This is a genomic window from Flavobacterium sp. (assembly GCF_027483985.1).
Taxonomy (GTDB): domain Bacteria; phylum Bacteroidota; class Bacteroidia; order Flavobacteriales; family Flavobacteriaceae; genus Flavobacterium.
In genome coordinates, this window is sequence record NZ_JAIXTJ010000017.1 from 42,511 (window position 1) to 56,742 (window position 14,232).

The 14,232-nt window shown below is 32.2% G+C and carries 12 protein-coding genes; 10 read left to right on the forward strand and 2 right to left on the reverse strand.

Annotation, left to right across the window (positions count from 1 at the left end):
- The first annotated feature begins 43 nt into the window (after positions 1 to 43).
- The 8 genes from Q0050_RS02985 (at position 44) to Q0050_RS03020 (ending at position 8,635) form a co-directional block, all read left to right on the forward strand.
- Positions 44 to 835, forward strand: coding sequence for an RNA methyltransferase (locus Q0050_RS02985; RefSeq protein WP_298392522.1), 792 nt, complete (start codon positions 44 to 46; stop codon positions 833 to 835).
- A gap of 115 nt (positions 836 to 950) precedes the next feature.
- Positions 951 to 2,495, forward strand: a complete 1,545-nt coding sequence (locus Q0050_RS02990) for a serine hydrolase (RefSeq protein ID WP_298392523.1) — start codon at positions 951 to 953, stop codon at positions 2,493 to 2,495.
- A gap of 116 nt (positions 2,496 to 2,611) precedes the next feature.
- Positions 2,612 to 4,831, forward strand: coding sequence for a RelA/SpoT family protein (locus Q0050_RS02995; RefSeq protein ID WP_298392524.1), 2,220 nt, complete (start codon positions 2,612 to 2,614; stop codon positions 4,829 to 4,831).
- Between the two features lie 79 nt (positions 4,832 to 4,910).
- Positions 4,911 to 5,366: a Fur family transcriptional regulator gene (locus tag Q0050_RS03000; protein ID WP_298392525.1), complete on the forward strand. Its 456-nt coding sequence runs from the start codon at positions 4,911 to 4,913 to the stop codon at positions 5,364 to 5,366.
- Between the two features lie 59 nt (positions 5,367 to 5,425).
- Complete coding sequence (locus Q0050_RS03005; protein WP_298392526.1) at positions 5,426 to 6,697, forward strand: adenylosuccinate synthase; 1,272 nt, start codon at positions 5,426 to 5,428, stop codon at positions 6,695 to 6,697.
- Between the two features lie 204 nt (positions 6,698 to 6,901).
- Positions 6,902 to 7,552, forward strand: coding sequence for an energy transducer TonB (locus Q0050_RS03010; protein WP_298392527.1), 651 nt, complete (start codon positions 6,902 to 6,904; stop codon positions 7,550 to 7,552).
- Between the two features lie 152 nt (positions 7,553 to 7,704).
- Complete coding sequence (locus tag Q0050_RS03015; RefSeq protein WP_298392528.1) at positions 7,705 to 8,319, forward strand: hypothetical protein; 615 nt, start codon at positions 7,705 to 7,707, stop codon at positions 8,317 to 8,319.
- Between the two features lie 124 nt (positions 8,320 to 8,443).
- Entirely contained in the window at positions 8,444 to 8,635 is a 192-nt protein-coding gene (locus Q0050_RS03020; protein ID WP_298392529.1) for a hypothetical protein, read from the forward strand.
- 92 nt (positions 8,636 to 8,727) lie between these two features.
- On the opposite strand, the gene Q0050_RS03025 is transcribed toward Q0050_RS03020, so the two are convergent.
- Both Q0050_RS03025 and Q0050_RS03030 read right to left on the reverse strand, forming a co-directional pair.
- The gene (locus Q0050_RS03025) at positions 8,728 to 9,243 is read right to left on the reverse strand and encodes a CIA30 family protein (RefSeq protein ID WP_298392530.1); all 516 of its coding nucleotides are present in this window, start codon (positions 9,241 to 9,243) and stop codon (positions 8,728 to 8,730) included.
- Positions 9,244 to 9,354: 111 nt separating this feature from the next.
- Positions 9,355 to 11,247, reverse strand: coding sequence for an alpha-amylase family glycosyl hydrolase (locus Q0050_RS03030; protein ID WP_298392531.1), 1,893 nt, complete (start codon positions 11,245 to 11,247; stop codon positions 9,355 to 9,357).
- 270 nt (positions 11,248 to 11,517) lie between these two features.
- Between Q0050_RS03030 and Q0050_RS03035 the strand changes: the two genes are divergently transcribed.
- Both Q0050_RS03035 and Q0050_RS03040 read left to right on the forward strand, forming a co-directional pair.
- A complete protein-coding gene (locus Q0050_RS03035; RefSeq protein WP_298392668.1) occupies positions 11,518 to 12,648 on the forward strand; it encodes an aspartate aminotransferase family protein in 1,131 nt (376 codons plus the stop codon).
- A gap of 173 nt (positions 12,649 to 12,821) precedes the next feature.
- Entirely contained in the window at positions 12,822 to 14,216 is a 1,395-nt protein-coding gene (locus Q0050_RS03040; RefSeq protein ID WP_298392532.1) for a tetratricopeptide repeat protein, read from the forward strand.
- The last annotated feature ends 16 nt before the right edge of the window (positions 14,217 to 14,232 follow it).

Sequence of the window (14,232 nt, forward strand, 5' to 3'; positions counted from 1 at the left end):
TTAAAATTCTCAGTAACTTCGCACCTTAAACACTTTATTACATTTGAAACAAATCACTTCTATACAAAATCCTTTTATTAAATCTTTGGTGCTTTTACAAGAAAAAGCCAAAGCTCGAAAACAATCAGGAACGTTCTTAATTGAAGGAAAACGCGAAATTGAATTAGCAATAAAAGGAAATTATCAACTTGACACTATTCTATTTTTACCAGAATTAATTTCTGAAAGTGACATCAATAAAATCGTCACGACCAAAGTCGATTTGATTGAAATTACAAAAGATATTTATCAAAAACTTGCCTACAGAGACACAACTGAGGGCATTGTTGCTGTAGCAAAAACCAAAACACTAGCATTAAACGATTTACTATTACCAAAAGATGCTTTGATTTTGGTAATGGAATCCATCGAAAAACCCGGAAATATTGGCGCAATGCTACGCACTTGTGATGCTGCAAAAATTGACGGTGTAATTATTGCAAATCCAAAAACAGATTTATATAACCCAAATATTGTTCGTTCAAGTGTGGGTTGTCTATTCACAAACCAAATTGCAACTGATACAACCGAAAATGTAATTCAGTTTTTAAAAGACAAAAAAATTGCAGTTTTTGGTGCCACCTTGCAAAATTCTAACGCTTATCACACCCAAGATTACACCACTGCAAGTGCCTTAGTTGTTGGTACAGAAGCTACTGGTTTAACCCAAGCTTGGCGTGATAATGCTACTCAAAACATCATCATTCCGATGCAAGGTGAAATCGACTCGATGAATGTATCTGTAGCTGCAGCTATTCTACTATTCGAAGCCAAAAGACAAAGAGGATTTAGTTAGAAGTGATAAGTGAAACAAAAATAATGAAATGCCTAAATCTCAAAACTAGCTATAAATAACCTTTACTCGTACAACAATACAATATACAACAATACAACAAACTAATTTCAAAAAAATGAACTACAAAATAATCCTCGCAACCTTACTAACTAGTTTTAGTTTGAATGCACAAATTAAAGAAGCAAAGCTTGATGCTTTAGTTGAAAAAACAATGAAAACTTTTAACGTGCCTGGTATTGCCGTTGCAATAGTTAAAGACGGAAAAGTCGTACTCTCAAAAGGTTATGGAGTTGCCAATATCAATACGCAAAAAAAAGTAGATGGAAATACGCTCTTCGGAATTGCATCTAATAGCAAAGCTTTTACTGCTGCTGCATTGGCTATGCTTGTGGATGAAAAAAAAATCAATTGGGACGATAAAGTAATTCAATACATTCCCGAATTTAAAATGTATAACGACTACGTTACCAATGAATTTACCATTCGAGATTTGTTAACTCACAGAAGCGGATTGGGTTTGGGTGCAGGAGATTTAATGATTTGGCCCGACGGACACGATTTTAAGCCGAAAGATATTGTAAAAAACATCCAATTTTTAAAACCAGTTTCATCTTTCAGATCGCAATATGATTATGACAATTTATTATATGTTATTGCTGGAGAAGTAATCGAAAAAGTGTCTGGAATAACTTGGTGTGATTTTGTAGACCAACGTATTTTGAAACCTTTGCAAATGAACAATTCGGCTACAAATTGGAACCGATTAAAAGACACTACAAATACCATCGTACCTCACGTGCCAACCAACGGAAAACTCGAAGTTGTTAAACGTTACACAAACCCAATTTTTGATGCTGCTGCCGGAATCTATTCAAGTACAAATGATTTATCCAAATGGGTAATTGCTCAATTAAATAAAGGAAAGTATGATGGTGACAAAGCACTTTTTAGTGAAACGCAGCACAAACAAATGTGGACACCACAAACCATTTTACCCAATAGAGAAAGTAATCCGTATTCTTGTAATTTTACAGCTTATGGTTTGGGTTGGAGATTGAATGATTTAAATGGCCATCTTCAAGTATCACACACAGGCGGTTTAGACGGAATTGTGACACAAACAATAATGATTCCAGATCTTCAACTTGGTATCATTGTTTTGACCAATCAGCAGTCTGGTGCTGCATTTAATACTATATCTAACACAATTAAGGACAGTTATTTAGGATTACCTTATTTTGATCACTTAGAAAATTTGTCAAAAAATAGAAAATCACAAGAAGAAGATGCTGATAAAATTACAGAAGAAGTTTGGAAGAAAGTAGATGAAAATTCCATAAAAAGAACGACTATAGACGTAACAAAATACATCGGAACTTACAATGATAATTGGTTTGGAGAAGTTTATATTTATGTAAAAAGAGGTATTTTATTTTTCAAATCCAAACGCTCACCGAGACTTTCAGGTTCCGTACAATTCTATAAAGACCAAAATTTTGTAGTGCGTTGGGATAACCGAAGTTTTAATGCCGACGCTCATATCTTCTTTGAATTAGATGCTCAAGGTCGCGCTATAAAATTCAAAATGAAAGCCATTTCGCCATTAACCGACTTTAGCTATGACTTTCACGATTTAGATTTTTATCGAACCGATAATTAATTCAAAATAAATACTTTTCCGAAATCCAAATTCTTTAAAAAAAATGAAAGAATTTGGATTTTTTTTATTGCAAATTCAATACAATTTAGTATTTTTAGCTAATTGAAGAATTGGCTATGACAGAAATTGATTTAGAAGAAGAGAAAAAAGCATTAGCACGCGAATACAAAGAACTACTTCGCATTAGTTATCAAACACTTACAGCTGATGACAAGAAAATAATACGAAAAGCATTTGATGTTGCCGTCGATGCACACAAAGACCAACGCCGAAAATCAGGCGAAGCTTATATTTTTCATCCTATTGGTGTGGCCAAAATCGTGGCTTCTCAAATCGGACTTGGCGCTACAAGTATCGCTGCGGCTTTGATGCACGATGTTGTGGAAGATACTGATATTACCGTTGAAGATATCGAAAAAATGTTCAATCCTAAAATTGCACAAATTGTTGCTGGATTGACTAAAATATCTCAAGTAAAAAAAGATTTAAACATCTCAATGCAAGCGGAAAACTTCCGTAAAATGTTATTAACATTAAATGATGATGTTCGTGTAATTTTGATAAAAATTGCCGATAGATTGCACAATATGCAAACAATGGATTCAATGCCTGACTACAAACAAGTTAAAATCGCATCTGAAACATTATATATTTATGCACCACTTGCCCATCGCTTGGGTTTGTATAACATTAAAACAGAACTTGAAGATTTAGGATTAAAATATACCGAACCCGAGGTTTTTAAAGATATCGTAAGCAAAATCAAAGAAACCAAAGAAGAACAAGACGAATACATCAAATTAGTTTCCGATGTTTTAAAAAAATCTCTAGATGAAGAAGGCGTTGAATATGTTATAAAAGGTCGTCCAAAATCAATTTATTCGATTCGTAGAAAAATGTTAGCTCAAAATGTAAGTTTTGATGAAGTTTACGACAAATTTGCGCTCCGAATAATTTATAAATCCAATACACACGATGAAAAATTTCTGGCTTGGAAAATTTATTCTTTAATTACAGATCATTATCGTCCGAGTCCAAGTCGTTTGCGCGATTGGATTTCTTCCCCAAAATCATCGGGTTATGAAGCTTTGCACATCACTGTGATGGGTCCAAAAGGTCGTTGGGTGGAAATTCAAGTACGAAGCGAACGAATGGATGAAATTGCCGAAAAAGGATACGCTGCACACTACAAATACAAGCAAGGCGCAACCGAAGAAAATGGCTTAGATGTGTGGTTAAATCTTTTAAAAGAAGCTTTAGAAAATTCAGAAACCAATGCAGTTGATTTTGTAGAAGATTTCAAAATGAATTTGTATGCCAAAGAAATCTTTGTTTTCACACCCAAAGGAGAAATTAAATCACTACCAAAAGGCGCAACTTCACTCGATTTTGCCTTCAGTATTCATTCTGAAATCGGAATAAAAACACGCGGAACTAGAGTTAATGGTAAATTAGTACAACTAAATTACGAACTAAAAAGTGGTGATCAAATAGAAATTATTACATCGGCCAATCAAAAACCAACCATTAACTGGCTAGACTACGTAACAACATCGCGAGCCAAAACCAAAATCAGAAATGTTCTTAACGAGAACACTAAGAAAATCGCAGAAGAAGGAAAAGAATTATTAACTAGAAAACTGAAACATTTAAAAATCACTTTAAACGAAGGCGTTGTAAATGAATTGGTTAATTATTTCAAATTAAAAACAAGTCTTGATTTGTTTTACCGCGTTGGAATTGGTTCTATAGAAAACCAACAATTGAAAGATTATGCTGCTCAAAAAAGCAATACGCTTATCAATTTCTTCAAAAATAAAATCAAACGTACACCAAGCACAAATTCTGATGAAATTCATAAACAAGAGCTCAGTAATAATTACGATTTATTAGTTTTTGGTAAAGAACAAGACCGATTAGATTATAAATTATCTACTTGTTGTAATCCAATTCCAGGTGATGAAGTATTTGGTTTCGTGACCATTAATGAAGGAATAAAAATTCATAAAAAAGATTGTCCGAATGCTATTTCATTGCAATCTAATTATGCTTACCGCATTATGCAAGCTAAATGGATTGATTCAACGCAACAAGAGTTTAAAGCCATTCTAAAAATTACCGGAATGGATACTCTAGGGTTAACCAATGAGTTGACCAAAGTAATTTCGAACCAAATGCACGTAAACATTCAAAGCATTGCACTAAATGGTGATGCCGGAATTTTTAACGGACAAGTTACGGTTGTCGTTCAAAACAATACCATCTTAAAAAAACTAATTGACAACATCAAGAAAATCGACGGAATTGATAAAGTATCAAGAGTAAACACCAACTAAATTTTATTATTAACAACAGTTTATAAATTTAAACGATTAAACTTTTTAACTTTAAACTAAAAATTTATCTTTGCAGAATATGACACAAATAGCATCAGATAATACCAAAAATCAAGAAATCGTAAAGAATGTTTTTACAGCCTATCTTGAAAACAAAGGACATCGTAAAACGCCTGAACGCTACGCAATTCTCCAAGAAATTTATAACAGTCAAGAACATTTTGATATCGAAAATTTGTATATCAAAATGAAAAATAAAAATTATCGCGTCTCTAGAGCTACATTATACAATACTATAGAATTACTTTTAGACTGCGGCTTAGTAAGAAAACATCAATTTGGACAAAATCAAGCACATTATGAAAAATCCTATTTTGATAAACAACACGATCACATCATTATGACAGATACTGGTGAAGTAATTGAATTTTGTGATCCAAGAATTCAAACCATCAAGCAAACAATGGAGGAAATTTTTGGTATAGAAATCACTAATCACTCTTTATATTTTTACGCAAATAAGAAAAACGAATAAATAAAGTCAAGACATCTTCTTGTCGAAACAACTAACTACAAACAATAAACAACAACACAATGACCGTAGATTTACTACTCGGATTACAATGGGGTGACGAAGGAAAAGGAAAAATCGTTGACGTACTTACCTCAAAATATGATATTATAGCACGTTTTCAAGGCGGACCAAATGCAGGTCACACTCTGGAATTTGATGGTATCAAACACGTTTTAAGAACCATTCCATCAGGGATTTTTCACGATAACAATATCAATATTATTGGAAATGGTGTTGTAATCGATCCTGTAGTTTTTAAAGGCGAAATCGATGGTTTAGCAAAATTCAATTTGGATATAAAATCTAAATTAATCATTTCAAGAAAAGCACATTTAATACTTCCTACACATAGATTGCTAGATGCGGCTTCTGAGGCTTCAAAAGGTAAAGCTAAAATTGGTTCTACTCTTAAAGGAATTGGTCCAACTTATATGGACAAAACTGGTAGAAACGGAATTCGTGTTGGCGATATAGAATTAGAAGATTTCAAAGAACGTTACAGAGCATTAGCTGATAAGCACGAAGCAATGATTGCTTTCTATAATGTGGACATTCAATACAATTTACCAGAATTAGAAAAAGAATTCTTTGAAGCAATCGAAGATTTACAAAAATTAACTTTCATTGATAGTGAAGAATATTTAGCACAAGCACAAAAAGCAGGAAAATCAATTCTTTGCGAAGGTGCACAAGGTTCGTTATTAGATGTAGATTTTGGAACTTATCCTTTCGTTACATCATCAAATACCACAGCTGCTGGAGCTTGTACTGGTTTAGGGATTGCTCCAAATAAAATCAAAGAAGTTTACGGAATTTTCAAAGCTTACACTACTCGTGTGGGTTCGGGACCATTTCCTACAGAAGATTTTGGCGATGCTGGTGATGTTATGGCAAGTGTTGGAAACGAATTTGGCTCTGTAACCGGAAGAAAAAGACGTTGCGGTTGGTTGGATTTAGTTGCTTTGAAATATGCTATTCAAGTAAATGGCGTAACGCAATTAATGATGATGAAAGGCGATGTTTTATCAGGATTTGAAACTTTGAAAGTTGCTACAGCTTACAACTACAAAGGTGAAGTTATCCAACATTTACCTTATAATATTGAAGAAGAAAACGTAACACCAATTTACACGGAATTCAAAGGATGGCAAGCCGATTTAACTGGTTTAACTACTTTTGAAAGCCTACCAAAAGAACTAAAAGACTACATCGAGTTTATAGAAAAAGAAGTCGAAGTACCCATAAAAATAGTTTCTGTTGGACCAGATAGAAAACAGACAATTTTGAAGTAATAAATAGAAATCCCAAATTTTATGTTTGGGATTTTTTTTGTGCAAACAAAAACCAAACTACATAGTTTACTATGTTTTTTTATTTAAAAAAAAGTATATTTGAAACACAAATAGCCAATTTATGACATAAAGTGAGTCAACTGTTTGAAGCATTTGTGATTTATGTCTGATATATAAGTTAGCAGAAATTTTTAACTCTACAATATGAAATTAATTTTACAAGTTTTAACCTTCTTTTTTAGTATATCAATTTACAGTCAAAGTAGTATTTTGTATAATGGAGAAAATATCAATGAGCTTGATGCTAATGGAAACAAAATTGGAATCTGGAAAGTTTTTGATAAAACAAACAGCGTAACAATTATCACTGACTTTTCAAAACCAGAATTACCCGTAACTAATTTTTATAAAAGCGAAAAACTAATAGCGACTTTTGATGAAGACAAGAGATTAGAAATTTTTAAAGATACAAAAATTATTAAAGCCGATTATTTCTTCAAAGATAATGGTAGTCAAACTTTAGTTAATGAAAATGGTCAAGAATTAGATGAAGAATTAATCCGTTATTTTTCTCAGGCAGCATTTGTAAAGCCTATGTTTTATGGCGGAATTAATGAACTATTTGCTTTCATCGGAAAAAACTTTAATAGCAAAGGGCAAAAAGGAACTTTGAAAATAAAGTTTATTATTGACGGAAATGGTTCACCAACTGATATTGAGGTTGTTGAAAGTTCAAATCCTAAATTAAATGATGAAGGAATTAGAGTAATTTCAATTTCTCCAAGATGGCAACCATGTCATCAAGGAGGAGGTTTTGTTAAGTCACCATTTTTAATTCCTATAAATATAAATTAAAACTTCCGAAAATAATCACTATAACTCGAATATGTTATACTGTCTATACCAAGTCAGGATAGATATTTGTATCATTTAAGGTTGTTATCTCTAAATAGGCAGATATTTTGCCAAAAAAAACGAAAAACTAAAGTATACTAAAATAATCTAAAATGAAAAAACTAATTTACCTTTTAATTTTAATTCCATTTGTTTCATTTGCAAAGTTTTACTCCGGAGTTATGACTTTTACTGATAATACAACAAAAGAAGGATATATAGAAATACCTGACGATTCTGAGAATAACACTATTAAATTTAGAGTAGAAGAAAAAGGAAATACTGAAAAGTTTCCTTTAGAACAAATAAAATCATTCGTCATAAACAATGAAAATGGTGATAAAATAAAATTTGTAACAACTCATTTAGCATATTTTAAGCCATTTAGCAAAGATAATTCTTTTAAAGTACATAAAAAATTAGCGTGTGTTGAAGTTATAAAAGAAGGAAAAATAAACCTTTATTCCGCTTGGTTTATAAATACAGGTCCTAAATACGGTTCTATTATAGTAGATGGTAATTATTTTATTAATCGAGGAAATGATTACTCATTAGTCATATATGAAAATGATGGAGCTGTAAATGCTTGGAAATATTTTTTGTCTTTAGTAGAAAAGCACTTTAGTGAAGAGTGTCCAAACTTAGTAAAATTAGTAAACAAAGATGATTTTAAGAAAAATGGTTTTGTAAGAATCGTGGAATTATACGAACAAAACTGTGGAAAATAAAATCGAGATAACTCGGATTTGCAATCCGTGCCTACAATGAAATAAAAAAATAGAAACTTAATTTTAATTTTGATGGCTTGCTTAAAATTTACAGCCCATTGCATTTTAATTACTAAGATAAATTATGTCAGCATACGATATTAGATTTTTAGGTGGATTTGTAATCTGGATTTTTAAAGGATTTAAAGGTTCATTACAAAAAAGTGTTGATAATAATTATATAATTTCTTTTGTTGTAGGACTGATAACAGTAATTATTGTATTTTTAGTCTTTTATCTATTATACGCTATAAATTTTGGCGGATATTTTTATTAACTATTCAGAGGATTTTTAACTTATAAACAGATATTACGAATATGTTTTAAGTCGATAGCGCATTCTATACTTGATTGTGCTTTAAAACAAAATCATTCCACCTCAATTTTATCTATAAGTAATTCAAAATTTTCATTTCTCTTATTACCTATTAGAAATGCAATTTCTTCTAAGCTTTGACCATCATAATTAGGAAGTTGGAGTGTTCTACCTCTAAAAGAAGCATATAATTTAGTTACAGGAATTTCAATAGTTTCCCATTCAGTTGAAGTTTGAAATTCGTAAATGTAAGAATAATAATCACTCTGATTTTTCTTAACTCTAAACTGGTATTTTTTTCCGTCACCTTTCAAACGGATTTTAAAAACACTTTTATCTGTTAACTTTATCGGATTAAAAAAATGACGAACCGAACAAAATCCACCATTATTGTCGGTAGAAACTGTTCCTTTGAAGGTTCCATTTCCATTAGCATCAACAAAGAAATCACTTGAGGAAACGCCACCCATAACGCCATCATCAACTACTTTCCAGTTAGACAAGTTACTATCTTTTGAAAAATCAAAAATTAAAATAGGATTCAATAGTATTGAAAATAGCAGAATCATTTGCATCAGTAATATTTTTAAAAACAAACTTACTTAACGCATTTCATCTGCACTAAATTTTAACAAATTTAATTGGATAAATAACAGTTGTTTAAGAGTTCATAATAACAACTACAACTTCAAAATAAAACTTTCGCTACCTTTTAAACTAATCTTTACAATTCCAACTCCATTGGTTACTTTTAAAGTATGAGCAACGCCATAAAGTTGTTCGGTTAACAAATATGTTCCATCTTTAAGTTTCCATTCTGAAATTACATCGGCTGGAATTTTTAAATCAAACATTTCGCTTGTTTTTGGAGCTAAATTGGAAACAATGATTAGTTTTTCAGTTGCTGACCAACGCACAAACGAATACACATTTTGACCATATGTAGAAGAATCTTGTCTATTCACAGACTGAATTTCTTGAAATTTACCCATCAAAGCCTCACTTTTAATAGTAAAATTCAATAAACGCTTGTAAAAATCTCTAAGTTCTTTCTCACTTTTTGACAATTGTCCACCGTCAAATTTTCCGTTATTCATCCATCTTTGGTGATTTGGAACGCCTATATAATCAAAAATTGAAGTTCTTGAACGTTTTCCAAATCCTGCATCTTCGTTTCCTGCCTCGCCTACTTCTTGTCCGAAATAAATCATTGTAGGAGAAGAACTCAATGTAGTAGAAATCACCATCAAAGGTTTGCCATTCTCACCGCTTCCAGCAAATTCTGGACTTGCCAAACGTTGCTCATCGTGGTTATCAAGAAAATGTAACATATGATGTTCAATATCACTCATTCGGTTTTGAATATCAAACAAACCATCAGGTGATGTTTTTCCGTGAATTACCGCTTTTAGATGATCGTAAGTTTCAACTTTATCATAAAGGTAATCCATTTTTCCTTTAAAAATATAATTTCTATACTCGTTAGGATTGTAAACTTCGGCCAATAAAAAGGCATCTGGATTTTTCATTTTGATAGCAGAATTCATATAACTCCAAAACTCAAAAGGAACCATTTCAGCCATATCATAACGGAAACCATCTATACCTTTGGCTGTCCAATACAAAGCGATATCTCTGAATTTTATCCACGAACTTGGAACGTCTTTGTCTTTCCAAAATTCAAAATGCTCTTGATAAGATTTCTTTTCAAAACCAGTAGGTAGTTCCGGAAAATCTTTAGAACCATCAGGACGAATTCCGTAGTTTACCTTTACCGTTTCATACCAATCATTGATATCAGGTTTGGCCAAACGCGAACCATTTCCTGTCCATTTTGCTGGATATTCTTCAAATTTTCCATCAATCAACGGATTACTTTCTCCGTTCAACGGACGATAATCATTAGATGTTGGCACTTCAAATCGTTGTTCTGGAATATAATAAAAGTTGTTATTTCTATCATATTCGACAGCTATATTATCATCAGCTCCAAAATCTTTAACTCCTTTTGGATTATTTTTTCCTTCATATTTTCTAGCAATATGATTAGGAACAATATCAATTAATAATTTCAAACCATTTTTATGGGTGCGAGCAATCAAAGCTTCAAATTCTTGCAAACGATTCGCCGGATTGACAGCCAAATCTGGATTTACATTGTAATAATCTTTCACGGCATAAGGCGAACCAGCGCGCCCTTTTACAACTTCAGGATCATCATCAGAAATTCCTATATTTTTGTAATCTCTTACCAAAGCGTGGTGCGGAACACCTGTATACCAAATGTGAGTAACACCAAGATTTTTAATTTCTTGCAAGGCTTTATCGGTAAAATCATTAAACTTACCAACACCATTTTGTTCAATTGTTCCCCAAGGTTTGTTGGTAGTATTTGTATTTCCAAACAAACGTGTAAAAACTTGATAAACAACTTTTTTCTTTTCGGTTGGCGTCACTTTCTTTTTATCCACAATGGTCACTTTTTTATTTTTGGTGGTTGATTTACTTTTTTTATTTTGAGCATTTACTGTGAGTGACAAACCAATCAAAGCAAGCAATAAGATTTTCTTCATAAGGCGTTCTTTATTTGAAACATAATGCAACAAATATAAAAATTTGAAAATCATTTCAAACTACTTATAAAAAAATCTTAATTGCCCTTCGAGTTGACGCATATTTCATAAATTTGCAAGTGGTTTTATAAAAACTATACTAGTTAACCGCTTTAAGACTTAAATTGAATTTAAATCAAATTTAATTTTTAATTATACATACCAAAATTTCACTTTACATTGAGCGATTTCATAAAATATCAAGCACAAACTTCACCTTACCCATTAGGAATGGAAGTTTCTCACGCTATTGGTTCTTATATTTACAATACCGACGGTAAAAAATATTTAGATTTTGTTGCTGGAGTTTCGGCTTGCTCGCTTGGACATCAGCATCCGCGTGTGAATCAAGCGATCAAAGATCAATTAGATAAATATTCACACGTGATGGTTTATGGAGAATATTCTCAAAATCCTGCAGTGAAATATTGCAAATTATTAGTTGAAAATTTACCTAAAGAACTAAATAAAGTTTACTTAGTAAATTCAGGAACAGAAGCTTGTGAAGGCGCTTTAAAACTAGTACGACGTGTAACAGGAAGAAGTCAGTTGATTTCGTGTCACAATGCTTATCACGGAAACACCATGGGTTCGATGAGTGTAATGGGATTTGAAGAACGCAAACAAATTTTTCGTCCGTTGATTCCCGATGTCGATTTTATTACTTTTAATAACGAAGACGATTTACAAAAAATAACCACCAAAACGGCCGGAATTATTCTAGAAAGTATTCAAGGTGGCGCGGGTTTTATTCAACCTCAAAACGACTTTCTTGCCAAAGTAAAAAAACGTTGTGAAGAAGTTGGTGCTTTGATGATTATTGATGAAATCCAACCTGGTTTTGGTAGAACCGGAAAATTATTTGGATTTGAAAACTACAATGTCGTTCCTGATGTAATTATCATTGGAAAAGGAATGGCAGGCGGAATGCCAGTAGGCGGATTTGTGGCCAACGAAAAATATATGGATTTATTAAGTCACGATCCTAAATTAGGCCACATCACTACTTTTGGCGGACATCCAGTAATTGCAGCTGCTTGCTTGGCAACATTAGAAGAAGTTTTAGAAAAAGACTATGCCAATCAATCTTTGGCAAAAGAAAAACTTTTTCGGGAACTTTTGGTACATCCTTTGATACAAGAAGTAAGAGGAAAAGGATTGATGCTAGCAGCAATGACCACCAATGAAGAGATAACAAATCAGGTAGTTTTGCGTTGTCAAGATAGAGGATTGATTCTATTTTGGTTATTGTTTGAAGGTAAAGCCATTAGAATTACACCACCATTAACCATTTCTGAAGAGGAAATTAGAGAAGGTTGTAAAATTATTTTGGAAGTGATGGATGAAATAGTTGCGGGTTAAAAGTTACGAGTTGCGAGTTTAATAGATTCTGCAAAACCCGAAACCCGAAACCTTAAACCCGAAACTCGAAACTTATTTTCTGTTAATTAAATTGTTCAAAACATAAATCATTTTCCCTCAATAATCACTAATAGTTAAGTACTTTTATTAAGGATAATTTTAAATAAAAAGCTATGCATTTGGATCACGACGAAGAAGACTACAACTTATCCTTATCGAAGTTCGAATCAATGTTGAAAACCAACAAAGTGATCTTCTTTGATTCTGAAGAATTTGAAGAAATTATTCTTCATTATCTCGATATGGGTAAAGCCAATTTAGCTAAAAAAGCATTAAAACTAGGCTTAGAACAGCATCCAAAATCGACTGGTTTAAAGCTAGTTCAGATAGAAATGTTAGTTTATGATGACAAACTCGAAATTGCTGAAAAAATGCTAAACGAGTTGTATGCTATTGAACCTACTAATGAAGAGATTTTTATCCAAAAGGCTAATATTTATTCCAAAAGAGACAACCACGAAAAAGCTGTGGAACTTTTGCAAGAAGCTTTAAAATATACTGAAGATTTAGCCGATGTTTACAACCTAATTGGTATGGAATACCTTTTTATGGACAACTTTGAAAAGGCGAAAGAAAATTTCATTCATTGTTTGAATGTCGATATTGAAGACCAATCGGCTTTATACAATGTGGTTTATTGTTACGAATTTTTAGATCAAAATGCCGAGGCTATTGAATATTTAAAAACGTACATCGATAAAAATCCTTATTCAGAGATCGCTTGGCATCAGCAAGGCCGACTTTACTATGGATTAAAAGACTATACCAATGCCGTGAGAGCATTTGAATTCGCAACCTATATAGATGACGAATTTATGGGTGCTTTTATGGAAAATGGAAAAGCCTTGGAGCGTTTAAAACGCTATGAAGATGCTATTGAAAATTATCAAAAAACCATTGACCTTGACGATGCCACTTCTTATGCATTGTTACGAATTGGAAAATGCCACGAAAAATTAGGCAATAAAGCCGAAGCATTAAAGTTTTTCAATAAAACTGTTCACGAAGATCCACTTTTAGATAAAGGTTGGATTGCAATAACTGATTTTTACGTACGTCAAAAAAATTATCATAAAGCATTGATTTATGTCAACAAAGCATTAGCTATTGATAACCAAAATAAGGCCTACTGGAAACGTTTTGCTGCCATAAACAAAGCATTAGATATGTTTGAAGAAGCCGAATTAGGCTATAGAAAAGCAGTAGAATTTGGTGATAATAGTTTGGATACTTGGCTGTTTTGGGTTGATATACTTCAATTTTTAGGAGAAGAAGACGGTGCAGTGATGACATTGCTTCAAGCGACGGAATTTTTCCCTGAAGAATATCAAATTGAATACCGTTTGGCAGGTTTCTATTTTATTCAAAATGATACCGAAAAAGGCACTTTTCATTTAAGTAACGCACTGCGATTAAACTTTAAAAATCATACTTTATTAGAAGAATTATTTCCTTCTGTTTGGACTGAAAAAAAAGTACAGAGTTTGATTAAGAAACATACTAAATAAATTTTCAAAACTAATT

What these genes read in the sequence shown, in the direction of transcription:
- Q0050_RS03000 (WP_298392525.1), top strand. Translation starts at nt 4,911, where the DNA reads ATGACACAAATAGCATCAGATAATACCAAAAATCAAGAAATCGTAAAG.
- Q0050_RS03040 (WP_298392532.1), top strand. Translation starts at nt 12,822, where the DNA reads ATGCATTTGGATCACGACGAAGAAGACTACAACTTATCCTTATCGAAG.
- Q0050_RS03030 (WP_298392531.1), bottom strand. Translation starts at nt 11,247, where the DNA reads ATGAAGAAAATCTTATTGCTTGCTTTGATTGGTTTGTCACTCACAGTA.
- Q0050_RS03025 (WP_298392530.1), bottom strand. Translation starts at nt 9,243, where the DNA reads ATGATTCTGCTATTTTCAATACTATTGAATCCTATTTTAATTTTTGAT.
- Q0050_RS02995 (WP_298392524.1), top strand. Translation starts at nt 2,612, where the DNA reads ATGACAGAAATTGATTTAGAAGAAGAGAAAAAAGCATTAGCACGCGAA.
- Q0050_RS03010 (WP_298392527.1), top strand. Translation starts at nt 6,902, where the DNA reads ATGAAATTAATTTTACAAGTTTTAACCTTCTTTTTTAGTATATCAATT.
- Q0050_RS03015 (WP_298392528.1), top strand. Translation starts at nt 7,705, where the DNA reads ATGAAAAAACTAATTTACCTTTTAATTTTAATTCCATTTGTTTCATTT.
- Q0050_RS03005 (WP_298392526.1), top strand. Translation starts at nt 5,426, where the DNA reads ATGACCGTAGATTTACTACTCGGATTACAATGGGGTGACGAAGGAAAA.
- Q0050_RS02990 (WP_298392523.1), top strand. Translation starts at nt 951, where the DNA reads ATGAACTACAAAATAATCCTCGCAACCTTACTAACTAGTTTTAGTTTG.
- Q0050_RS03035 (WP_298392668.1), top strand. Translation starts at nt 11,518, where the DNA reads ATGGAAGTTTCTCACGCTATTGGTTCTTATATTTACAATACCGACGGT.
- Q0050_RS03020 (WP_298392529.1), top strand. Translation starts at nt 8,444, where the DNA reads ATGTCAGCATACGATATTAGATTTTTAGGTGGATTTGTAATCTGGATT.